We start from the raw sequence: 22571 nt of genomic DNA on the forward strand, positions 1-22571 counted from the left end.
CGGCCGCCGACGGGCCGTCCGGGATGCGGACCTCGCGCGATTGCCTTTAATAGCAAGCATTTCCCGGATAGGAACCGAGTCCGCGGATTCCTCACCTGCGGAAACGGAAGTTATCTACTGTGGAGAAGACTCCGACTTTTTGTGCGAAAAGGTAGCGCTCCAGTTACTTTCCGGTGCACAGTTATCACATGAGCGACAGCGGAAGTGGTGAGCGGTACTTCTGGTGCCTTCGACACCACCGGGTCGAGACGGATGCCGACGTGTGTGCGGCGCGCTACGTCCTCGGTCCGTACGCCTCGGCACACGACGCGGAGCACGCGCTGGAGAAGGTCCGGCAACGCAACGAGGAGTGGGACGCCGAGGACGCCCGTTGGGCCGGGGAGGAGAGGTAGCGGCGTGGCGCAGAGCCCGCGTCGTCGAAGTACTCCGCGGTCTCCACAAGGAGACCCCCGAGAGCATGTCCCGCAAGGAGGACCCAGATGGCCGAAGCAGTAAAGGCCACCAGCCGCCCGGCTGCCAAACGTACCGGCGCGAAGACCACGTCGGCCCGTAAGACCACCGGCGCGAAGAAGACCACGGCCGCACGCAAGAGCACCGGCGTCGCCAAGAAGACGTCGCCGGCCCGAGCGACCGGGGCCCGCACGGCGGCCACCCGGGCGACCGCGACCCGGCCCGCGACGGCCAAGAAGGCGCCGGCCAAGAAGGCTCCGGCGAAGAAGGCCGCGGCCAAGACGACAACGGCCAGGAAGACCGTTGCGTCGAAGGCCGCGACCGCCCGGAAGACGGCGACCTCGGCGGCGACCCGGGCAGCCGGCGCGGTGAAGAAGACCGCGGCGAAGAAGGCACCCGCGAAGCGGGCGACACCGGCCAAGTCCACGCCGGCCAGGTCGACCGCGACCCGGTCGACCGCGACGAAGTCCGCGGTGAAGAAGACCGTGGGAGCGAAGAAGACCACGGCGAAGAAGGCTCCGGCGAAGAAGGCCACCGCGACCCGGTCGACCGCGCCGGGAACCCGCGCGACCGCGAAGAAGGCACCGGCTAGGAAGGCCACCACCGCGAAGTCGACCACCTCGCGCGCGGCCACCGGCGCCCGCAAGACCACCGTTGGCGCGGCCAAGAAGGCTCCCGCCAAGTCGACGGGCACGCGTACGGCAACCGCCACGCGTACGCCCGCGAAGAAGATCACCGCGCGCAAGGCGCCGGCCAAGAAGGTCGCCGCGCGTCAGGCGCCGGCGAAGAAGTCGACCCGGGCGACCGTACGCAAGGCGGCCGGCTGACAAACCGGTGCCGGGCGCTCCGGCATGTTCTCGCGTCGCGCTGATAAGAATGACCCGTGGTGATCAGACGTGTAGTTGCGCCCCGCATCGACTTCAGCGCGTTGCGCCGCGAACTGGAACTGCCCACGCGGTTCCCGGTCGCGGCGCAACGCGAGGCCGACGAGGCGGCGACCGCCCCAGCGGGGCCGGCTGCCGACCGGACCGACATTCCGTTCGTCACCATCGACCCGGCCAGCTCGCGCGACCTGGACCAGGCGATGTCCCTGACCCGGCGCCCCGGCGGCGGCTACCGGGTCCACTACGCGATCGCCGACGTGGCCGCCCACGTCCGCCCCGGCGGTGAACTCGAGGCGGAGACCTGGCGGCGCGGGCAGACCATCTACCTGCCCGACGGCAACATCCCGCTGCACCCGCCGACGCTCAGCGAGGGCGCGGCGAGCCTGCTGCCCGACGTCGACCGGGCGGCGGTCGTCTGGACCATCGACCTGGCCGCCGACGGCGAGACCGTCGCCGTCGGCCTGGAACGCGCACGGGTACGCAGCCGCGCCAAGCTCGACTACGTCGGCGTGCAGGCCGACGCCGACGCGGGCCGGCTCGCCGAACCGATCGCCCTCCTTCCCGAACTCGGCAAGCTCCTGATCGCCCGTGGGCTGGACCGGGGCGCGATCAACCTGCCGCTGCCGGAGCAGGACGTCGAACCGGAGGACGGCGGGTGGCGGCTCGTGCTGCGGGCGCCGGTGCCGATGGAGGACTACAACGCGCAGATCTCCCTGCTGACCGGGATGGCCGCCGCCGACCTGATGCTCGCCGGGGGTGTGGGTCTGCTGCGTACGATGCCGACCCCGAAGCCGGAGGCGGTGGCCCGACTGCGTACGGCCGCGGGTGTGCTCGGCATCGACTGGCCGGACGGCGCGAGCGTCGGGCAGGTGCTCGCCACCATCGACCCGGCGCAGCCCAGAGCCGCCGCGTTCCTCGACCACGCCGCCGAGCTGATGCGCGGCGCCGGCTACACCGCGTTCGACGGGGACCTGCCCGCCGACCCCCGGCACGGCGCGGTGGGTGCGGCGTACGCGCACGTGACCGCGCCACTGCGCCGGCTCGCCGACCGCTACGTCACCGAGGTGTGCCTCGCCCTGCACGCCGGCACGGCGGTTCCCGACTGGGCCCGTACGGCCCTGCCGCAACTGCCCGGGGTGATGTCCGGGACCGACCGGGTCGCCTCGGCCGCGACCCGGGCCGCGGTGGAGCTGACCGAGGCGGTGCTGCTGGAGGACCGGGTGGGGGAGACCTTCGAGGCCGGGGTGCTCGACGTCGACCGCGTACCCGCGCCGGCTGCGACCGGTGCGACCACGGACGCCGCCGCGCCCGCGCCGGTGGTCCGGCAGTCGGGTAAACCGGCCCGCCGGCCGGGCGGGACCGTCGCACTCGACGAGCCACCGGTACGGGCCCGCTGCGAGGGCGACCTGCCCCTGGGCGAGCGGATACGCGTACGCCTGGTCACCGCCGACCCGGTCGCCCGCAAGGTCCTCTTCGCCCTGGACTGACCGCGCCAGCCGGCCGAACACGCGGTTTGGCAGGATGCGGGTATGGCATACGAGGCGAGCGAACTGCCCGACGTTTCCGGGCTCACCGTCGGCATCATCGGCGGAACCGGCGACCAGGGGCGGGGGCTGGCCTACCGGTTCGCCCGCGCGGGGCAGCGGGTACTGATCGGCTCCCGGTCGGCGGAGCGGGCGGCACAGTCGGCGAAGGAGATCGCCGCGCTGCCCGGCGTCCCCGCCGACGCCGACCTCACCGGTGCCGACAACAACACCGTCTGCGCCGAGTCCGACGTGGTTGTCATCGCCGTGCCGTGGGACGGGCACCACGACACCGTCGCCGCGCTCCGCGAACCCCTGGTCGGCAAGATCGTGGTGGACTGCGTCAACCCGCTCGGTTTCGACAAGCAGGGCCCGTACGCGCTGCGGGTGGAGGAGGGCAGCGCCGTGCAGCAGGCCGCCGCCCTGCTGCCGGAGTCGCGGGTCTGCGCCGCGTTCAACCACGTCAGCGCGCCGCTGCTGGCCGACCCGGAGATCGACCGGATCGACCTGGACGTGCTGATCTGCACCGAGGAACGGGAACTCGTCGGGATCGTCGGCGCGCTCGCCGCCCGGATCCCCGGCATGCGCGGGATCTACGCCGGCCGGCTGCGCAACGCCCACCAGGTCGAGGCGTTCACCGCGAACCTCATCGCGATCAACAAGCGGTACCGGTCGCACGCCGGGATCCGGGTCACCGACGTCTGAACCGTCCGCCGGGGGTGCGGGACCACCACACCCCCGGACGGGCAGCTCAGAACGTGTGCTCGGCGCTCGGGAAACCGCCGTCGCGTACCTCGGCGGCGAACTGCCGGGTGGCCGAGGTGAGCACCCCGGACAGGTCGGCGTACCGCTTGACGAACCTGGGTGCCTTGCCCGTACGCAGACCGGCCATGTCCTGCCAGACCAGCACCTGGGCGTCGGTGTCCGGGCCGGCGCCGATGCCGATCGTCGGGATCCCCACCTCCGCGGTGACCCGCTTGGCGACCTCGCCCGGCACCATCTCCAGCACCACCGAGAACGCGCCCGCCTCGGCCACCGCACGGGCGTCAGCCAGCACCTCTTCGGCCGCGTCGCCGCGCCCCTGCACCCGGTACCCGCCGATGGTGTGCTCGCTCTGCGGGGTGAAACCGACGTGCCCCATCACCGGAATACCGGCGGTGGTCAGGGCCTCGATCTGGGCGGCGACCCGACGGCCGCCCTCCAGCTTCACCGCGTGGCAGCCGCCCTCCTTCATGAACCGCACCGCCGTACGCAGCGCCTGGGTCGGCCCCTCCTCGTACGAGCCGAACGGCAGGTCGGCGACGACGAGCGCGTACCGGGTCGCCCGGACCACCGCCCGGACCAGCGGGAGCAACTCGTCCACGGTCACCGGGACGGTGGTCTCGTAGCCGAAGACGTTGTTCGCCGCCGAGTCGCCGACCAGCAGCACCGGAATGCCTGCCTGGTCGAAGATCGACGCGGTGTACTGGTCGTACGAGGTGAGCATCGCCCACCGTTCGCCGCGCTCACGGGCGACGGCCAGATCACGGGTACGGATCCGCCGGCTCGCCGGTCCGCCGTACAGCGCGGTCACCTCGGGTTCGGCCGGGTCGGTCCCCGGCGTCGCCGGCTTGTTTCCCTGCTCGGACATGACGACTCCTTCCACCTCGAGGCCGCGCTCGCGGTCCCCGGGTCCACGTCGATCGTCGCACCGTGTTGCCGGACCCGGTCAGAGTGCAGTGGAGGATTTCACACCTCTCGGGCGGTTCAACCGCGCTCCCGCCACCGGTTGGTGATCGGCAGCCGGCGGTCCCGGCCGAACGCCTTGATGGTGATTTTGGTGCCGGGCGCCGACTGCCGGCGCTTGTACTCGGCGGTATCCACCATTCGCAGCACCCGGTCGAGAATTGCCGGATCGTGCCCGGCCGCGACCAGATCCTCCCGGCCCTGGTCCCCGTCGACGTAACCGACCAGGATCGGATCGAGGATCGAATAGTCGGGCAACGAGTCGCTGTCGAGCTGCCCCGGGCTCAGTTCCGCGCTCGGCGGTTTCTGGATCGAGTTCTCCGGGATCGGCGGCTGCTCGCCGCGCGCGACCGCGTCCGCGTTGCGCCAGTTCGCCAACTGCCAGACCAGGGACTTCCACACGTCCTTGAGCGGGTTGTAACCGCCGACCGAGTCCCCGTAGAGGGTGGAGTAGCCGACCGCCAGTTCGCTCTTGTTGCCGGTGGTGAGGACGAGGTGCCCCTCCTGGTTCGACAGGGCCATCAGAATCACCCCGCGTACGCGGGCCTGGAGGTTCTCCACCGCCAGCCCGGACAGCGACATGTTGGCCAGGAAACCGTCGACCATCGGCTGGATCGGCTCCACCCGGTAGTCCAGCCCGGTCCGTTTGGCCAGGTCGGCGGCGTCGTCGCGGGAGTGCCCGGACGAGTGGTGGCTCGGCAGCGACACCCCGACCACCCGGTCCGGGCCGAGGGCGTCGACCGCGATCGCGGCGACCACCGCCGAGTCGATGCCGCCGGAGAGCCCGAGCACGATCGACGGGAAACCGTTCTTGTTGACGTAGTCGCGCAGCCCGAGCACCAGCGCCGACCAGACCTCCGCCTCGTCGGCGACCCGCTCGGCGACACCACCGTCGGCGGATGGCCCGGTGGGGGCGGGCAGGGTGTCGGTGACCGCCACCCGGGCGATCCGCATGGTGGTCCGCCCGTCGCCCGCCGTGTACCGGGTTCCGGCGGCCACCTCGTCGGTGGTCCCGGTGGCCGTGACGACCTCGTCGGTGTCCCGGTCGGTGGTGGCACCGGGCAGGTCCACGTCGTGTACGAGCAGGTGCTCGACGAACTGCGGGGCGCGGGCCAGCAGGGTGCCGTCGGCGGCGACGACCATCGAGTCACCGTCGAAGACCAGCTCGTCCTGGCCGCCGACCATGTTGACGTACGCGACCGTGGCGCCCGCCTCGGCGGCCCGGCGTCGGACCAGCGGCAGCCGTACGTCGTCCTTGTTCCGCTCGTACGGCGAGCCGTTGATGTTGACGACCAGGCCGACCCCGGCCCGGCGGGCGACCGCGAACGGCCCCCCGGCCTGCCACAGGTCCTCGCAGATGGTGAGCCCGACGTCGACCCCGCCGACCCGGACCACGGTCAGGGTGTCACCGGGTACGAAGTACCGGTCCTCGTCGAAGACGCCGTAGTTGGGCAGGTGGTGCTTGAAGTAGGTGGCCGCCACCGTCCCGCCGTGCAGTACGGCGAGGGCGTTGCGCGGTCCACGGGTCCGGTGCGGGCCGGTGCCGGAGGCGGCCGGGCCACCGTCGGCGGTCTCGCCGCCCGCCACCGCGCCGTCGGCGGTCTGCCCGAACTCGTCCGAGTCGAGGTAACCGACCAGCACCGGTACGGCACCGAGCCCGTCGGCCTGGAGGTCGGCGGCGAGCCGGCGCAGGGCGGCCCGGGAGGCGGTCACGAACGACTTGCGGAACACCAGGTCCTCGACCGGGTAGCCGGTCAGCATCATCTCCGGGAAGACGACGAGCTGCGCACCGGCGGTCACGGCGGTACGGCTGGTCCGGCGTACCGTCTCGGCGTTGCCGGTCAGGTCTCCGACGGTGGGGTTCACCTGGGCGAGAGCGAGGCGCAGGGTGGGCATGTCCTCATCTTGCCGCGCCGCCGTCGCGTTCGCTCGCGCCGGGGGCGTAAGGAAGGGCAGGTGGTCAGGCTTTGGTTTGCCGACCAGGGCTGCCGGAAAACCCTTGTCCTCGTATCTTTGGGGATGGAAGGCCATTAACGGGACAGTCGCCGTCCCGGCGTACCGGGCGCGACGGAGATCACGTAACGTCGGCGTAACGAGGTCGGGTAAGACTGGTCCGCTAGGTCGGGGGTCGGCTGGCCAGGTCAAGCAGGAGTGTCACGAGGGGTTGAAGTGGACCGTCAGCAGGAGTTTGTGCTCCGCACCCTGGAAGAGCGCGACATCCGGTTCGTCCGGTTGTGGTTCACCGACGTACTCGGCACGCTGAAGAGCGTCTCGGTCGCGCCGGCCGAACTGGAAGCGGCCTTCGAGGAGGGCATCGGCTTCGACGGTTCCGCCATCGAGGGCTTCGCCCGGGTCTTCGAATCCGACATGGTCGCGATGCCCGATCCGACCACTTTCCAGGTCTTCCCGTTCGAGGGCGGGGTGAGCGGCGAGAGCGCCCGGATGTTCTGCGACATCCTGCTGCCCGACGGCACCCCCTCCTGGGCCGACCCGCGCCACGTCCTGCGCCGCGCGCTGTCCCGGGCCGCCGAGAAGGGCTTTACCTTCTACACCCACCCCGAGATCGAGTTCTTCCTGCTGGAGAACGGCCCCAACGACGGCTCGGTCCCGGTCCCGGTCGACGCCGGTGGCTACTTCGAGCACACCACGCACGCCATCGCCCGCGACTTCCGCCGCCAGGCGGTCCTGTCGCTGGAGCGGATCGGCATCTCGGTCGAGTTCAGCCACCACGAGGTCGCCCCCGGCCAGCAGGAGATAGACCTCCGCTACGCCGACGCCCTGACCACCGCCGACAACATCATGACCTTCCGGCACGTGATCAAAGAGGTGGCGCTCTCCACCGGGGTCCAGGCCAGCTTCATGCCGAAGCCCTTCACCGACCAGCCGGGCAGCGGCATGCACACCCACCTGTCCCTGTTCGAGGGCGAGCGCAACGCGTTCCACGACGGGGGCGACCCGTCGAAGCTCTCCAAGGTTGCCCGCGCGTTCATCGCCGGGCTCCTGGTGCACGCCCGTGAGTACACGGCGGTCACCAACCAGTGGGTCAACTCGTACAAGCGGCTGTTTCCGCAGGCACTGCCCGACCGGATCACCGAGTCCCCGGCGTACGTCTGCTGGGGGCACCTGAACCGGTCCGCACTGGTCCGGGTGCCGGCGTACGGCAAGCCGAACTCGGCCCGGGTGGAGGTCCGGTCGCTGGACTCGGCGACCAACCCGTACCTCGCCTTCGCGGTGCTGCTCGGCGCCGGCCTCAAGGGCATCGAGGAGGGCTACGAGCTGCCGCCGGGCGCCGAGGACGACGTCTGGTCGCTGTCCAACGCCGAGCGCAAGGCGATGGGGTACGAGGCCCTGCCGGAGAACCTCTCCGAGGCGATCGACGTGATGGCCGGTTCGGAACTGGTCGCCGAGGTGCTCGGCGAGCACGTCTTCGACTTCTTCCTGCGCAACAAGCGGGCCGAGTGGGAGCAGTACCGCCGCGAGGTCACCCCGTACGAGCGCCAGCGCTACCTCGGCGCCCTCTGATCCTCCGGGCGGTAATCGCACGTGGCGCGGCGGGGCGTGACGGCGGCAGAATGATGCCGTGACGAGCGTTCCCGCACAGCCAGCGGCACCACCCACCGAGACACCCGCCGTGACCGGCGACGCGTCCACCGAGGCGCCGACCGTGATCGGTGAGGCGTCCACCGTGGTCACCACGACCACCGGCACCGTCGTCACCACCGCCGAGACTCAGGTGGTGGCGGTGACCGGTGACGCCACGGTCGAGGTGTCGACGGACGCGCCGACGGTGGCGGTGTCGACCGACGTGCCGACGGTCGCCGTGACCGCCCGACCGGGTCCGACGAAGGTACGGATCGAGACCCCCGGTGCGACCATCGACATCGAGGCCCACGAACCACTCAGTGAGGTGGTGGCCACCGCCCTGCGCCTGTTCCACGAGGCCGGCGGCTGGCCACAGGAGCAGACCCGCTCCGCCGGCTTCGCCCAAACGGAGCGCCGCGACTTCCCCCCACCCCAGTCAAGCTCGATGCCGTACGCCCCCGGCGCCTACCCCGTCCAATCCCCCTAACCAACGAGCCCACCCCATGATCACGAAGGGTTCGGCTCGCCATAGCCGGCCGAACCCTCCGTGATCACGGTGCCGGCCGAGGGGAGGCCGGCGAGGGGTGGGGTTACTTGGGTTGGGCGGCGCCGGGCTGGGGTGCGCCGGGGCGGCCGTGGCCGCCGAAGCCGCCGGGCAGGATGTTGGCGTCGAGGGCAGCGGTGATCGCGTCGGCCTGCTCCTGGGTGAGCTTGCCGTCCTTGACCGCCTGGGCCAGCCGATCCTTGATCTTGGCCTGCCAGTCGCCCTTCTGGTCGCCCTTCTGGTCGCCCTTCTGGCCGTCCTGCGGCTTGGCGTCGGACTTGTGCTGCTCCCGGAGCTTGTCCAGGGCGGCGGTCACCTTGTCGGTGGAGATGCCCAGTTCCTTGGCCAGGTCCTCGGCGAAGGCACCCGAGTGTCCGGGCCGCCCCTGCTGGTCGCCCTGGTCGCCGGGAGCCGGGGCGGCCGGGGCCGGTGCGGTGGTCGAGTTCGAGGTCGACGGTGCCGGGGTGGGGTCCTCGGCGAACGCGACGGTCGGTACGGCGATCCCGACCGCGAGTACGCCGGCAGCGGCGACCCCGCCGAGCGCAGTCTTCCTGGAGATGGTCCTGAACATGCAAACCCCCATGATCGGTGTGTGGTGCACGACCCACCCACCGTCACGTACCGACCTGGACGAACCCCGTGCCGAACCTATGCGCAGCCTGTGAATTAGCCCTGAAAACCGAATTGTTGGTATAAAAACGGACAGTCGGGAAACTGGGCAGCCAGGAAGCCGAACTCAGCTCACGGCGGGGGAAACCGTCAGGGTGCCGGCGGTCGTGTCGAGGGTGGCGGGCGTACCGACCGGGACGGTGAGCTGGCCGTGGCCGTGCCCGATCGGGAGCCCGCCGAGCACCGGCACGCCCAGGTCACCGAGGCGTTCGGCGATCACCTCCGCGACGCTCACCGCCCAGTCGTCGGCGCAGTTGGTGAACTGGCCCACCGCCACCCCGGCGACCCCGTCCAGGACCCCGGTCCGGCGGAGCTGGGTGAGCATCCGGTCCACCTTGTACGGCGGCTCCTCGATGTCCTCGATCAACAGGATCGCCCCGGTCAGGTCCGGCATGTCGGGGGTGCCGAGCGACGCCACCACCAGGCACAGGTTGCCGCCGATCAGCGGGCCGGTGGCCGTACCGGGGACGAGCACCGGGGCGGTCTCCTCGGTGGGGAGCCGGGTGACCGTGGCCGGCTCGGTGGTCATCAGCGCGCGGCGCAGCGACTCGGCCGAGTCCGCCGGGGTGCGCTGGTCCAGCCAGGCGGCACCCGGACCGTGCACGGTGGCGAGCCGGGCGCCCCGCCAGAGCGCGAACTGCAACGCGGTGATGTCGGAGAAGCCGGCCACCACCTTCGGGTCGGCGCGTACCGCCGCCATGTCGATCGCGTCGACCATCCGCTGCGCGCCGTAACCACCACGGGTGCAGAGCACACCGCGTACGTCCGGGTCGGCGAAGGCGGCGTTCATGTCGGCGGCACGCGCCTCGTCGGAGCCGGCCAGGTAACCCTGTCGGGCGTACGCGTTCGGTGCCAGCACCGGCCGCAGCCCCCAGCCGGTGAGCAGTTCCAGCCCCCGGGCCACCCGCTCCGGCCTGGTCGGGCCGGACGGCGAGACCAGCATCACCCGGTCGCCGGGACGCAACGCGGGCGGGCGTACGGGCGCAGCCTGGGCCAGCGGGACGGCGGTCACGGGTCGGACATCGGTCATGGGGTGCCAGCCTATCCGGATCAACTTCGGCCACCGGATAGCCTCGACGTCGTGGCAACCGCTCTGGTGATCGAGAATGACCCGACGGACGACCTCCGTCGGCTGGGGGAGTGGCTGACCGAGGCCGGTCTCGACCTGCACGTGCTCCGGCCGCATGCCGGTGACGCCCTGCCCGAGGACCTGTCCGGCTTCGAGGCGCTGGTGGTGCTCGGCGGGCAGCAGCAGGCGTACCCGCTGCCCGACGGCAGTCCGGGAGCGCCCTGGTTCCCGCAGTTGGAGGGACTGCTGCGCAAGGCCGTGCGCTACCACCTGCCCACCCTGGCGATCTGCCTCGGTGCGCAGCTCCTGGCGACCGCGCACGCCGGCACCGTCGAGCGCAGCGAATCCGGGCCGGAGGTGGGTCCGGGGGTGGTCGGCAAGCGGGACGCCGCCGATCGCGATCCGCTGTTCATGTGGGTGCCGCTGATTCCCGACGTGCTCCAGTGGCACCACGACGAGATCACCGAGCTGCCGCGCGGCGCGGTGCTGCTCGCCGCCTCGACCCGCTACCCGAACCAGGCGTTCCGCCTCGGTGACCGGGCCTGGGGGCTCCAGTTCCACATCGAGGCCGACACCGACATGATCGCGGACTGGGCGACCGACTCGGAGGTCCTGGCCGAGCTGGGCTACGACCGGGACGCCGTCATCGCCGCCGCGGACGCGGTGATGGCCGACGTGGAAGAGGCCTGGCAGCCCTTTGCCGTACGCTTCGCCGCCCTGGCCCAGGGTGAGCTCGACGTGCCGGCACCCCGGCTCGACCTGCCGTTGCTCGGGCCGCAGGAGCCGCGATGACCAGACCGACCAGCGCACACGGCCGGCTCGTCCGGTACGGCTTCGGCACCGCCGACGGTGACCACGGTTCCCGTGCGGCGGACCTGCTCGGGGAGACCGGGCTCGGGCTCTGGAACGACGCCGCGCAGGAGCCGGTGGACGAGGTCGCCGCCGACCTGATCACCGCCCTGTCCCGGGCTGCCGACGCCGATCTGGCCCTGCGCCAGTTGCACCGCCTGGTGGAGGCGGAACGGCGGGCGGCGGCCCCGGACGGCGGCGCGGAGTCGGTGGTGCTGGGCGCGTTGGCCGTCGATCCGGGGCTGCGCCGCCGGCTGGTGGCCGTACTCGGGGCGTCGTCGGCGTTGGGTGATCATCTGGTGGCGAACCCGGACCAGTGGCGGGTGCTGGTCACCGGTGCGGACGGGCTCGCGCCACGGGCCGACGGGACGTTGTACGACGGCACCCTGCCCGGTGCCGTACTGCCGCCGCTGCCGGTGGTGGCGGCGCTGCGGCGGTCGTACCGGTTGAGTCTGTTGCGGATCGCGGCGGCCGACCTGACCGGCGGACAGGGCCTGGAGCAGACCATGTCGGCGCTCTCCGCGCTCGCCGACGCCACCCTCGGTGCCGCGTACGACATCGCGGTGGCCGAGTTGCCGCCCGGTACGACGCTGCCCCGGCTGGCCGTGGTGGCGATGGGCAAGTGCGGGGGCGGGGAACTCAACTACGTCTCCGACGTCGACGTCATCTTCGTCGCCGCCACCGATGACGACCTGACCGCCGCGACGACGATCGCCACCCGGCTGATCAACATCTGTGGCCTGGTCGCCTGGCCCGTCGACGCCGCGTTGCGCCCCGAGGGCAACCGGGGACCGCTGGTCCGTACGCTCGCCAGCCACCTCGCCTACTACCGGCGGTGGGCCCGTACGTGGGAGTTCCAGGCGCTGTTGAAGGCCCGCCCGGCCGCCGGTGACCTCGGCCTGGCGAGTGAGTGGATCGAGCAGCTCGCGCCGCTGGTCTGGACCGCCGCCGAGCGCCCCGAGGCGGTCGAGGACGTCCGGTCGATGCGGCGGCGGATCATCGACAACATCCCGGCCCGCGAGCTGGAACGCGAGATCAAGCGCGGACCCGGCGGGCTGCGCGACATCGAGTTCGCCATCCAGTTGCTGCAACTCGTGCACGGTCGCGGCGACGAGTCGCTGCGCGCCTGCGGCACCATCCCGGCCCTGCGGGCGCTTGTCGCCGGTGGTTACGTCGGCCGGGCCGACGGTGAGTCGCTGCTGCGCGGTTACCGGTTCCTGCGTTCGGTCGAGCACCGGCTGCAACTACAGGGCCTGCGGCGTACGCACACCGTGCCGACCGAGCCGCAGGCGTTGCGCTGGTTGGCGCACGCGCTCGGCTACACCGCCACCCCGGAGCGGGACGCGGTCGAGGCGTTCCGGGCCGAGTGGGTCACCCACGCCACCGAGGTACGCCGGCTGCACATCAAGATCTTCTACCGGCCGTTGCTGGAGGCGGTCGCCCGGGTCAACACCGACGGGCTGCGGCTGACCCCGGAGGCGGCCAAGCACCGGCTGGAGATCCTCGGCTTCGGCGACCCGACCCGCGCGTTGCAGCACCTCCAGGCGCTCACCGGCGGCGTGTCCCGGACGGCCGCGATCCAGCGCACCCTGCTGCCGGTGCTGCTCCAGGAGTTCGCCGACGCACCCGAACCGGACCGGGGGCTGCTCAACTACCGCCAGGTGTCGGACAAGCTCGGCAGCACCCCGTGGTACCTGCGCCTGCTCCGTGACGAGGGGCCGGTGGCCCGGCGGCTGGCCCGTACCCTGGCCCTGTCCCGGTACGTCGCCGACCTGCTCGCCCGCGACCCGGAGTCGCTGCGGCTGCTCGCCGACGACACCGAACTGGTCCCGCGCGATCCGGCCGTCCTGCGCGACGGGTTCATCGCCGCCGCCAGCCGGCACCTGCCCGGACGGGGCCCCCAGCCGGCCGATCCGGCCGCCGCGATCAGCGCGGTCCGGGCGCTGCGCCGCCGGGAGCTGATCCGGCTCGCCTGCGCCGACGTGCTGCACTCCGCCGGCTCGCTGGCCCCGCCGTCGGACACCGAGGTCGCGCCCGCTCCGGCGGTGGCCGGGGAGTCCGACCTCATCGCCACCGGGGCGGCCCTGAGCGCGGTCACCGACATGACCCTCGCCGCCGCGCTCCAGGTCGCCCGCGCGGCCGTACCGGAGCTGCCCGGACTTCGGTTCGCCGTGATCGGCATGGGCCGGCTCGGCGGCTACGAGCAGAACTACTTCTCCGACGCCGACGTGCTGTTCGTCTACGACCCGCCGCCGGGGGTGGCCGAGAGCACGGCCAGCGCCGCCGCGCACGCCATCGCCGAGGAACTGCGCCGGCTGCTCGGCACACCGACGGCCGACCCGCCGCTCGGTGTCGACGCGGACCTGCGCCCCGAGGGCCGCCAGGGTCCACTGGTACGCAGCATCGCCGCCTACGCCCAGTACTACGCCCGCTGGTCGAAGGTGTGGGAGGCGCAGGCGCTGCTGCGCGCCCGGTTCGTCTGCGGCGACGCCGACCTCGGCCGGGAGTTCGAGCTGATGGTCGACCCGGTCCGCTACCCGGAGCTGGGGCTGAACCGCGCCCAGGTGACTGAGATCCGGCGGATCAAGGCACGGGTCGAGACCGAGCGGCTGCCCCGGGGCGCCGATCCGGCCACCCACACCAAGCTCGGCCGGGGCGGGCTCGCCGACGTCGAGTGGGCCGTCCAACTCGTCCAGCTCCGGCACGCCGGTACGGTCCCCGAACTGCGCGGTACGCGTACCCTCGACGCGCTCGGCGCGGCCCGTGACGCCAAACTGATCGACCCGACCGACGCCACCGTGATGGCCGCCGGCTGGACCCTGGCCGCCCGCGTACGCAACGCGTTGATGCTGGTCCGGGGGCGGGCCGGCGACCAGTTGCCCCGGCACGGGGTGGAGTTGGCGGGCGTGGTCCGGCTGCTCGGCGGCGACGATCCGGGGGAGTTCCTGGACCACTACCTGCGTACCGCGCGACGGTCGCGGGCCGCCGTGGAGCGCGTACTCGATGCCTGAGCGGCGCCGCCCGGCGGTGGCCGGATCCGTCCGGGCCGCCGGTGGCCGGCTCGGCTCGGCCGGTCCGGTCCCGGTGGCGGGTGTCGCCGCGTTGCTGCTGGCGGTCGCGTTCCTGCTGGCCCCGAACATGGGCACCGATCTGGCTGCCCAGGTGGCTCGGGCCAACTTCGTGGACCGGTTCGGGGCCACCCCGATCGACCTCGGCTGGTACGGCGGCATCAACCAGTTCGGCTACAGCCTGTTCACCGCCGCCCTCGGTGCCACCTTCGGCGTACGGGTGGTCGGTGCGGTCGCCGCGGTCGGCTCGGCGTTGGCCTTCGCCTGGCTGCTGGTGGTGGCCCGCGCCCGGCGCCCGGTGCTCGGTGCACTGCTCGGTGCCGTGGTGCTGGTCGGCAACCTGGTCAGCGGCCGGATCACCTTCGCCATCGGCCTCCTGTTCGCCCTGCTCGCCCTCTGCGCGGTCGCCGCTGCCGGAGGGCGGAACACCGGGCGGTCGGTGGGCGGGAGGCGTATCGGTTGGCTTGTGGGAGCCGGGGTGCTGGCCGCGTTGAGCACCTGGGCCAGCCCGGTGGCGGGACTGTTCCTCGGATTGGCCGGCGGGGCGTTGCTGCTGGCCAATCTGCTCCGACCGGTCCGTCCGGCGCCGCCGCGTACGGGAGCCCGTCGTTCGGGTCGGTGGCGCTCGATCCGTTGGCGTTCGGGTGAGGGGCTGACCGGGGCGCTGGTGCTCTGTGTCGTACCGGCGGTCGCGTTGGCGCCGATGGCGCTGCTGTTCGGCAACGGCGGGGTGCAGCCGTACAGCTTCGAGTCGATGCGTACGAATGTGGTGTTGGCGTTGGTGGTGCTGGTGGTGGTGCCGCGCCGGTGGCGGGTGGTCAAGGTCGGAGCCGCGCTGACCGTGGTGCTGCTGGTCGGCGCCTACTACCTGGACAGCCCGGTCGGCTCGAACGCGCTGCGGCTGTCGATGCTGTTCGCCCTGCCGGTGCTGGCCGCCTTCGCCGACCTGCGATGGCGCTGGCTGGTGCCGCTGCTGGCGCTCGCCGTCTGGTGGCAGAACCCGGTGATGGTCGCCGACCTGACCCGGGCCGGTTCGACCGAGAGCCGGGCCGCGTTCTACCGGCCGCTGGTCGACGAACTGGACCGGCGCGGTCCGATCGGCCGGGTCGAGGTGGTGCCGCTGCGGGACCACTGGGAATCGACGTACGTCGCGCCGACCGTCCCCCTGGCCCGTGGCTGGGAACGCCAGGTCGACGTGGACCGCAACCCGCTGTTCTACCGCGACAATCTCGCAGCCCCCGAGTACGTCGACTGGCTGCGCCACAACGCCGTGACTTACGTGGCCATCGCCCCGAACAGCCCACCCGACCTGTACGCCCGACACGAAGCCGCCCTGGTCAACGCCGGTCTGCCGGAACTGCGCGAGGTGTGGCGCGACGCGACCTGGCGGCTGTACGCGGTGGCGGATCCGTCGCCACTGGTTGCCGCGCCAGGTCAACTGGCCGACTCGACGCCGGAGGCGGTGACCTTCACGGCCGAGGGAGCGGGTGAGGTGCTGCTGCGGGTGCACTGGTCGCGTTTTCTCAGCGTCACCGGGCCGGGCGCCTGCCTGCGGGCCACCGACGACGGCTGGACGACCGTACGGGTCACCGGCGGCACCTACCGGGTCGGTAGTGGTCTGGTCGACTCCGGCCCGCACTGCTGACACCTGCGCTGGACAGTGCGACGCCCCCCGACGCCGGTTCGGGGCGCGGGGGGCGTGTCGAAACTGTTGTCAGTGCTGCTTGGCGAGGCCGACGAACGCCCGCCATGCGTCCGGGCCGAAGGTCAGCACCGGGCCGGACTGGTCCTTGCTGTCACGGACGAGGACGCGGCTGGGAAGGTTGTCGGCCACCTCCACGCAGTCTCCCTGATTCCCGCTGCTGCGGGAGGACTTCCGCCAGTGCGGCACAGCGATCGGCTCCATGACTCCGCTACCTCCAGAATCAGCTTGGGAATGGACGTCTGGGGAGAGCGTACTTGTGGATGACCCTTCGGCTCTCTCTGACGAGGTCAACCAGGGCTTCGGTTCGGCCCTGGACACAGCAACGCCCCCGCACTGTTGGTACGGAGGCGCGCGCGAGGTCTGCTACTGCTGCTTGGTGAGGCCGACGAACGCCCGCCATGCGTCCGGGCCGAAGGTCAGCACCGGGCCGGACTGGTCCTTGCTGTCACGGACGAGAACGCGGCTGGGGAGGTTGTCGGCCACCTCCACGCAGTTCCCCTGATTGGTCCCGCTGCGGGTGCTCTTGCGCCACTGGGGGGCGAGGTCAGTCATGATCGTTGATCGCCTTTGTTATGAGGTCTCTCGACAGGTTCACCGGCAGGGCCAGCCCGGTGACGATCTCCCACGCTACTTCCAGCCGATTCAGGTCTTCTCCCTCCACGACCAGTCGCCCGCGTAGCTGGTCATCGACGTAGCCTGCCCGATCCTTCCCGGGGAGCGTCGCGAGGACGAACGCCCCCTGAAGGCCAGCATGAAGGCCGGCGCTGAGTGGCACAACCAGGATCTGCACCCTCGGTCGCTCGCTCATGTCCAGCAGATGTTTCAGTTGGGGACCGAGAACGTCCGGCGGGCCGCAGGTGAGCGCGAACTCGCCGAGCACGGCGGACAGCATCGGAGCATTTTCCTGGTCGACGGTGACGGCTTGGCGTTCGAGGCGAACCTGCGTCGTGCGGTCGACTTCCTCCTGCGACAGCCGACCGCTGTGCAGCAGTGCGCGGGCGTACGCCTCGGTCTGGAGCAGACCGGGGATCAGCATCGGCTCGAAGGTGCGCAACAGCACGGAACGCTGCTCGTGGTCGGTCCATGGCCGCAGCCACGTCGGGCGCGCGTCGTCGCGGGCGTCGTGGGCGGCCCGCTGGACCGTGTCCCCGCTGCCGAACAGGGTGTCCAACTGGACAGCGGTGTCAGGTTGGGGGACCAGTCGGCCGCTCTCGATGGCTGCGATCAGCGACCCGCTGACGTTGATCGCGGTCCCGGCCTGGTCCTGGGTGATGCCGAGCCTGGCTCGCTCTGTTTTGAGGATTTCCCGGAGCTTATTCACGTAATACTCCCGACTACGGATTACTGCACTGTAGACGCCGGTACTGACAACTGCTTCCATTCCGATGGCGGATGCCAATAGTCCAGAGTAGATGAAGACGGAGATTTGCATTGGCCCTGCCGCATCGAGGGGTCGCATCCCCGACGCTTCCCCCGGGGCTGCTCCGTCCGGCGGGGACCGCCCGAGAAACGCTGTTGAGTGGCAGGCGGTCCCCGCCTCTAATCCCAACTTGAGAGGTGATCAGATGGGACTTCGTGATTGGTGCCGGTCATGGTGAGCGTCGGTGATGTGATCAATGCCGAGGAGGGCGACTACCGGCGGGAAAGTGTGCCCGCCTATCAGGACACCATGGGCGATCTCCATCTACGGGTGACACACGTTCCGATGGATGCCGGGGTGTACGACACCGAGTGGGTGACCGTACGCGGCATCGAAAAGCCGATGGGAAAGCCCGAGTTGCCCGAGGCCGCGTACGCGATTCGTCGCCCCGTTCTCGCGGACGTCGAGCGGCCGGCGCCGACCGGACCGGTCTGGTGATGGACGGCGAGCCGGTGGCGGACAGGGTCGCCAACCACGTCGCGCTGCCGCAGCTCTGGATCTGCCGCGTGGACGCCTACCCGTGGCCGTGCGCGGACGCGCGGCTGAACCTGCTCGCGGGTTTCAACGGGCGGCTACTTGCCCTGAACCTGTACCTGGCGCCCCTGTTCGTCGAGGCACTGACCGACCTGTCCGCGATCGCCCCGGACCTGGCCGACCCGCCGGACCCCCGCGCGATCTACGAGCGCTTCATGGGATGGGTGCCGTCGCGCAGGCACGGGGGCGCGGCCTCGTGACGTTGGACGACGCGATGGGCGCCCCGCACCGACCGGGAGACGACTGGCGTTGCAAGGACGACGCCGAGGAATGGCCCTGCCAGGTGTTCCGGCGCCGGATGTGGACGCTTTACCGCCGCAATCGGCCGCAGTTGGTCGACGTGATGACCCGCTTCCGCGACAAGGCGTTGCGCGAGGTGGACGGCATGACTCCGGAACTGGCCGAGGCCCGCTTCATCGGCTGGGTGCACGACCCGCCGGTCCGCCGCCGACTGCGGGCGATCTGAATTTCTCGAAGGACCCCGCACTAGGGTGTGGGGATGACGACACCCCGGGAGGCGGAGACGCGCATCGGTCCGATCGGCGCACTGCTTTGCCGAGTGATGTTCTTGGCGATCTGGCTGCCCGGACCGGTCCTGCTGTTCGTCGCCGTATCGCAGGGACGGGCCCTGTCTACTGAGGACTTTTGGGGCCTGCTCGCCGGGGGCCTGCTGGCGACGCTCATCGGCGGCGGCTTCGGAGTCTGGGGCTTGCGCCTGGTCACTCGCTCGCGCCGCGACGCGCGGCGGCTCGCCGCCACCGGTGTCGCCGCGACGGCGGAAGTTCTCACGGTGGCCAACCACCTGGGTGGGGAGGATCCCGGGCTGGAACTCCGCGTGCGGATCAGTGGTCCCGGGTTCGCCACGTTCGAGGCCGAGACGATCCGCCCTGATGACCCAGCCGTCGTGCCAGGAGCGTTTCTGGCCGCAGTCGTGGAGCCGGACGAACGTATCTTCGCGTTCGTGTAGCCGTTTTCATGCACCGATGGGCGAGCCCGAGCCAATTCGGCCAACCATGACCAGGGATGTGCCTCGCCGCTCTCGTCGTCGTCGGGAAGTACGGTGCCCAACACGTTCTGGATGACGCGCTCCCGAGTCTCGTGGAGCGGGATCGCACCATTTCCCGGGGCACCGGTCGACCTCGCGGCGATGCTGTAGCCGCGTTCCGCGTGCAGGAGCACACGCCGGCCGTCTTCCAACGTCGCGAACTCACTGACCAGGAAGCTCTGGCTACTCACATCATCGGTGGGTGCCGTTCTCAGATCACAGAGGGCGCCCACGCCCACGACACGGCCGGGTTCGACGCGCGGAAGATCTTCGGGGGCGCGACAGGCCCCCGGGTACGGACTCCAACCGAATCTCCCGCCGCTCATTCCCGTCAGAACTCGACCGAGCGGGTGCCGAGGCGCTCCTCAAGGTCTCCCGACTGCTGCAACCCGGCCGCGAAGGCACCCGAGGTCCAGCTCTGGGCTCGGGCCGAGCCGAGCCGGGCCGCGAAGGTGGCGGACTGGGGTGGGAACTCGTTGTCGTCGGGCAGGGTGATGGCGTTCACCCAGCCCTTCATCTCGGCCAGGGCCCCACGGTCGAACTTCGCGACACGGGTGGCGAACGCGGTGACGAACCCGTCGAGTTCCGCCTCCGGGACGGCCCGGTTGACGTACCCGTACCGCTCGGCGAGGTCGCCGTCGAAGTCCTCGGCGCCGACCAGGATTTCCAGGGCGCGACCGCGACCGACCAGACGCGGCAGGCGGGCTGGGGCGCCGCCGCCCGGCGGGACGCCCGTGCTCATTTCGAACTGGCCGATCAGGGTACGCTCCCGGCTCGCGAAACGGATGTCGGTCGCCAGGAGGAACTCGCTGCCGGCCCCGCGTGCCCGACCGCGGATCTTGCTGATCGTCACGACGGGTAGCTTGCTCAGCCGCACCATGATGTCGATGAAAGGCTGCTGACCGGTGACCGGCGGCGGCTGGTCGGCCAGGACCGAAAGGTCATCGGCGAGATCCCAGTGCGCGATGAAATAGTCGGGATTCGCGCTCTCGAACACGATGACGGTCAGCTCGGGATCGTTCTCGGCCGCATCGAGAAGTGCACGCATTTCGACGATCATCTGTCCGCCGAAGAGGTTGATCGGCGGGTTGTCGAGCGAGGCACGCCAGTACGACGGCGACTCCTTGGTGATGTTGATCTGTGCCATGCGACGAGTATGTGCAGAACACCAGGTGGATGGACGCGGAATTGTGCTCGGTAAGCCTTACGGGCTCTCCGCGCCACAGCCCCTGACCAGGGCCTCCGAGCGGCCATGACACGATGGTCGCCGTGCCCCGGTTCCTTCTCGTCCGCTACGCCGGCCTGGCCGGGGCGATCCTGCTGGCGGTCGGGGCCCGGTTCGGCGGGGTGCTGCCGCAGTGGCGCGCCGGGGTCACCCCGGCCGGCATCTGGCAGGGCGAACACGGGCCGCTGATCCTCGGCTGCTGGCTGGTCGGCACCGCCCTGCTCACCGGTGCCTGGTGGGCCGCCCGCGACGGCGTCCCGTCGACCCGCTGGGTCTACGTCACCACCGGCCTGTGGCTGCTGCCGCTGCTCGTCGCGCCGCCGCTGGGCAGCCGCGACGTCTACTCGTACGCCTGCCAGGGGGCGGTGCTGCACGACGGGGGGAACCCGTACACCGGGGGGGTGCGGGAGTTCGGGTGCCCGTGGCTGGACTCGGTGTCGCCGACGTGGCAGGACAGCCCGGCACCGTACGGGCCGGTGTTCGTCCTGCTCGCCGGGCTGGCGGTGGCCATCGGCGGGACCCTCGTCGGCACCCTGGCGGTGCTGCGCCTGTACGCCGTGCTCGGAGTCGCCCTCACCGCCGCCTGCCTGCCCGCGCTCGCCCGCCGCTGCGGGGTGGCGCCGCAGCGGGCGCTCTGGCTGCTGCTCGGTTGCCCGATCGTGGCCGTGCACCTGGTCTCCGGGGCGCACAACGACGCGCTGATGGTGGGACTCCTGACCGCCGGGCTGCTGGTGACCGTGGTCGGACGGGGACGTCCGCTGCCGCTGTTCGCCGGGGGAGTGCTGCTCGGGCTGGCGGTCGGGGTCAAGGTCACCGCCGGGGTGGTGGTCCCGTTCGCGATGCTCGCCGCGCTGGCCGGGGCGTACCGGGTGCGGGCGCTGTTGCGGGACGGGGTGCCGGTGGCGGCGGGGGCGGCGTTTGCCGTACTCGCCGTGACGGGGGTGTCGGGGCTGGGCTGGGGCTGGGTCGACGGGCTCCTGCGCAGCGGCGACTCGGTGCAGTGGACCTCACCGCCGACCGCCTTCGGGTTGACCGTCGACTACGCCGGCCGGCTGTTCGGGGCCGACCTCGACGCCGTACCGGTGACCCGGCTGGTGGGGGTGGGGGTGCTCGCCGTACTCCTGGTGGTGCTCTGGTGGCGGGCCCGGCACGCGGACCCGGTCCTCGGTGCGGGCCTGGCCCTGGCCGCCACGGTCGCCCTCGCTCCGGTCTTCCACCCCTGGTACGCGACCTGGCCCCTGGCGGTTCTGGCGGCGACCGCGATCGGTGGCCGGTGGCTGGTCGTACCCGGCTTGTTGATCTCGTTCCTGACCCTGCCCGACGGGACCAACCTGGCCCGGTTCAGCAAACTGCCCGGCGCCCTGGCGATGACCGCGTTTGTGCTGGTCGTGGCGGTGCTCGGGGTGCGTGCCGGGCGGCGGCGCCGGGTGGCGCCGGACCGCCCGGAGCTGGCGGAGACGGCTCCGAGCGGGCGCTGAGCGTCACCGCACGGTCAGGCCTGCTTCGGCAGGGTGAGGATCTCGGCTCCGTCGTCGGTGATGGCGATCGTGTGCTCGCTGTGCGCCGTCCGGCAGCCGGTCGCGCTCCGGAGGGTCCAGCCATCGGCGTCGGTGACGAGCTTGGCGGTGTCCGCCATGATCCACGGCTCCAGGGCCAGCAGCAGCCCGGGGCGCAGCTTGTAGCCGCGACCGGGCCGCCCCGTGTTCGCGACGTGCGGGTCCTGGTGCATCGTCGATCCGACGCCGTGGCCGCCGAACTCGGTGTTGACCTGGTATCCCGCCTCGTTGAGGACCGAACCGATGGCGTGGGAGATGTCACCGATGCGGGCTCCGGGGCCGGCTGCGGCTATCCCCGCGCTCAACGCGCGCTCGGTCGCGTCGATCATCGCGACGCTCTCCTGGGGCTGCACGTCGCCCACGATGAAGCTGATCGCGGAGTCGGCGACAACTCCGCCCAGGGAGACGGCGAGGTCGAGCGACAGCAGGTCGCCGTTGGCGAGCGGGTAGTCGTACGGCAGGCCGTGGAGCACGGCGTCGTTGACCGAGGTGCAGATGTAGTGGCCGAACGGCCCGCGCCCGAAGGACGGCTCGTAGTCGACGTAGCAGGACTGCGCTCCGGCCTCGATGATCATGGCCTGGGCCCACCGGTCGATGTCCAGCAGGTTGGTGCCGACCGTGCTGCGGCTCTTCAGGGTCTGAAGGATGCCGGCGACCAGGGCGCCTGTCTCCTTCGCTCGGGGCAGGTCGGTGGGGCTCAGGATCTCGATCATGCGGCGCCTT

The 22571-nt window shown here is 71.3% G+C and carries 23 protein-coding genes; 14 read left to right on the forward strand and 9 right to left on the reverse strand.

All coding sequences use genetic code 11. The features are described from left to right. Window positions 1-188 precede the first annotated feature (188 nt). The 4 genes from ACWEFB_RS27460 to npdG all read left to right on the forward strand — a co-directional run bounded on the left by ACWEFB_RS27460 (window position 189) and on the right by npdG (window position 3562). A complete protein-coding gene (locus ACWEFB_RS27460) occupies window positions 189-392 on the forward strand; it encodes a hypothetical protein (protein WP_326556593.1) in 204 nt (67 codons plus the stop codon). Window positions 393-479: 87 nt separating this feature from the next. Beyond that, the gene (locus tag ACWEFB_RS27465) at window positions 480-1277 is read left to right on the forward strand and encodes a histone (RefSeq protein WP_452289935.1); all 798 of its coding nucleotides are present in this window, start codon (window positions 480-482) and stop codon (window positions 1275-1277) included. Between the two features lie 56 nt (window positions 1278-1333). Next, window positions 1334-2821 carry an RNB domain-containing ribonuclease gene (locus tag ACWEFB_RS27470; protein ID WP_452289937.1) on the forward strand — a complete coding sequence of 496 codons (1488 nt, stop codon included), beginning with the start codon at window positions 1334-1336 and terminating at the stop codon, window positions 2819-2821. 42 nt (window positions 2822-2863) lie between these two features. Continuing rightward, window positions 2864-3562, forward strand: a complete 699-nt coding sequence (gene npdG, locus ACWEFB_RS27475) for an NADPH-dependent F420 reductase (protein WP_326556596.1) — start codon at window positions 2864-2866, stop codon at window positions 3560-3562. Window positions 3563-3608: 46 nt separating this feature from the next. Here the strand turns inward: npdG and panB are convergent, their stop codons facing one another. Continuing rightward, window positions 3609-4487 carry a 3-methyl-2-oxobutanoate hydroxymethyltransferase gene (gene panB / locus ACWEFB_RS27480; RefSeq protein WP_326556597.1) on the reverse strand — a complete coding sequence of 293 codons (879 nt, stop codon included), beginning with the start codon at window positions 4485-4487 and terminating at the stop codon, window positions 3609-3611. A 116-nt stretch (window positions 4488-4603) separates the two neighbouring features. Next, entirely contained in the window at window positions 4604-6478 is a 1875-nt protein-coding gene (locus ACWEFB_RS27485) for an NAD+ synthase (protein ID WP_452289940.1), read from the reverse strand. 273 nt (window positions 6479-6751) lie between these two features. On the opposite strand from ACWEFB_RS27485, the gene glnA reads away from it, so the two are divergent. Beyond that, window positions 6752-8104 carry a type I glutamate--ammonia ligase gene (gene glnA, locus ACWEFB_RS27490; RefSeq protein ID WP_326556599.1) on the forward strand — a complete coding sequence of 451 codons (1353 nt, stop codon included), beginning with the start codon at window positions 6752-6754 and terminating at the stop codon, window positions 8102-8104. 58 nt (window positions 8105-8162) lie between these two features. Then, window positions 8163-8651 carry a hypothetical protein gene (locus ACWEFB_RS27495; RefSeq protein WP_452289942.1) on the forward strand — a complete coding sequence of 163 codons (489 nt, stop codon included), beginning with the start codon at window positions 8163-8165 and terminating at the stop codon, window positions 8649-8651. Between the two features lie 103 nt (window positions 8652-8754). Here the strand turns inward: ACWEFB_RS27495 and ACWEFB_RS27500 are convergent, their stop codons facing one another. Next, window positions 8755-9279: a hypothetical protein gene (locus ACWEFB_RS27500; RefSeq protein ID WP_452289944.1), complete on the reverse strand. Its 525-nt coding sequence runs from the start codon at window positions 9277-9279 to the stop codon at window positions 8755-8757. Window positions 9280-9444: 165 nt separating this feature from the next. Further along, entirely contained in the window at window positions 9445-10407 is a 963-nt protein-coding gene (locus tag ACWEFB_RS27505) for a S66 peptidase family protein (RefSeq protein WP_452289946.1), read from the reverse strand. Between the two features lie 51 nt (window positions 10408-10458). Between ACWEFB_RS27505 and ACWEFB_RS27510 the strand changes: the two genes are divergently transcribed. The 3 genes from ACWEFB_RS27510 to ACWEFB_RS27520 are packed head-to-tail and all read left to right on the forward strand — an operon-like array spanning window position 10459 to window position 16008. Beyond that, window positions 10459-11238, forward strand: coding sequence for a type 1 glutamine amidotransferase (locus ACWEFB_RS27510; protein ID WP_326556603.1), 780 nt, complete (start codon window positions 10459-10461; stop codon window positions 11236-11238). After that, a complete protein-coding gene (locus ACWEFB_RS27515; protein WP_452289948.1) occupies window positions 11235-14306 on the forward strand; it encodes a bifunctional [glutamine synthetase] adenylyltransferase/[glutamine synthetase]-adenylyl-L-tyrosine phosphorylase in 3072 nt (1023 codons plus the stop codon). Before ACWEFB_RS27510 ends, ACWEFB_RS27515 begins: the two co-directional genes overlap by 4 nt. Next, window positions 14299-16008, forward strand: a complete 1710-nt coding sequence (locus tag ACWEFB_RS27520; protein WP_452289950.1) for a hypothetical protein — start codon at window positions 14299-14301, stop codon at window positions 16006-16008. The genes ACWEFB_RS27515 and ACWEFB_RS27520 overlap by 8 nt, the downstream gene beginning before the upstream one ends. A 69-nt stretch (window positions 16009-16077) precedes the next feature. On the opposite strand, the gene ACWEFB_RS27525 is transcribed toward ACWEFB_RS27520, so the two are convergent. From ACWEFB_RS27525 to ACWEFB_RS27535, 3 genes are all read right to left on the reverse strand, one after another. Further along, a complete protein-coding gene (locus ACWEFB_RS27525; RefSeq protein ID WP_452289952.1) occupies window positions 16078-16269 on the reverse strand; it encodes a DUF397 domain-containing protein in 192 nt (63 codons plus the stop codon). Between the two features lie 162 nt (window positions 16270-16431). Beyond that, a complete protein-coding gene (locus ACWEFB_RS27530; protein ID WP_452289954.1) occupies window positions 16432-16620 on the reverse strand; it encodes a DUF397 domain-containing protein in 189 nt (62 codons plus the stop codon). Next, complete coding sequence (locus tag ACWEFB_RS27535; protein ID WP_452289956.1) at window positions 16613-17467, reverse strand: helix-turn-helix domain-containing protein; 855 nt, start codon at window positions 17465-17467, stop codon at window positions 16613-16615. Before ACWEFB_RS27535 ends, ACWEFB_RS27530 begins: the two co-directional genes overlap by 8 nt. A 183-nt stretch (window positions 17468-17650) precedes the next feature. Here ACWEFB_RS27535 and ACWEFB_RS27540 point away from each other — a divergent pair, with 183 nt between their 5' ends. Genes ACWEFB_RS27540 through ACWEFB_RS27555 form a run of 4 tightly spaced genes read left to right on the forward strand, consistent with a single transcriptional unit; the run spans window position 17651 to window position 18989 of the window. Beyond that, window positions 17651-17926 carry a hypothetical protein gene (locus ACWEFB_RS27540; RefSeq protein WP_452289958.1) on the forward strand — a complete coding sequence of 92 codons (276 nt, stop codon included), beginning with the start codon at window positions 17651-17653 and terminating at the stop codon, window positions 17924-17926. Beyond that, the gene (locus ACWEFB_RS27545) at window positions 17926-18222 is read left to right on the forward strand and encodes a hypothetical protein (RefSeq protein ID WP_452289960.1); all 297 of its coding nucleotides are present in this window, start codon (window positions 17926-17928) and stop codon (window positions 18220-18222) included. The genes ACWEFB_RS27540 and ACWEFB_RS27545 overlap by 1 nt, the downstream gene beginning before the upstream one ends. After that, complete coding sequence (locus ACWEFB_RS27550; protein WP_452289962.1) at window positions 18219-18488, forward strand: hypothetical protein; 270 nt, start codon at window positions 18219-18221, stop codon at window positions 18486-18488. The genes ACWEFB_RS27545 and ACWEFB_RS27550 overlap by 4 nt, the downstream gene beginning before the upstream one ends. Window positions 18489-18521: 33 nt before the next feature. Next, window positions 18522-18989 (forward strand): hypothetical protein, encoded by a 468-nt coding sequence (locus ACWEFB_RS27555; protein ID WP_452289964.1) that lies wholly within the window; start codon window positions 18522-18524, stop codon window positions 18987-18989. 409 nt (window positions 18990-19398) lie between these two features. Here the strand turns inward: ACWEFB_RS27555 and ACWEFB_RS27560 are convergent, their stop codons facing one another. Next, window positions 19399-20214, reverse strand: a complete 816-nt coding sequence (locus ACWEFB_RS27560) for an enoyl-CoA hydratase/isomerase family protein (RefSeq protein ID WP_452289966.1) — start codon at window positions 20212-20214, stop codon at window positions 19399-19401. Window positions 20215-20327: 113 nt separating this feature from the next. Between ACWEFB_RS27560 and mptB the strand changes: the two genes are divergently transcribed. Beyond that, entirely contained in the window at window positions 20328-21770 is a 1443-nt protein-coding gene (gene mptB, locus ACWEFB_RS27565; RefSeq protein WP_452289968.1) for a polyprenol phosphomannose-dependent alpha 1,6 mannosyltransferase MptB, read from the forward strand. A 14-nt stretch (window positions 21771-21784) separates the two neighbouring features. Here the strand turns inward: mptB and map are convergent, their stop codons facing one another. Further along, the gene (gene map, locus ACWEFB_RS27570; protein ID WP_452289970.1) at window positions 21785-22561 is read right to left on the reverse strand and encodes a type I methionyl aminopeptidase; all 777 of its coding nucleotides are present in this window, start codon (window positions 22559-22561) and stop codon (window positions 21785-21787) included. Between the last annotated feature and the right edge of the window lie 10 nt (window positions 22562-22571).

The organism is Micromonospora sp. NPDC004704 (genome assembly GCF_053601675.1).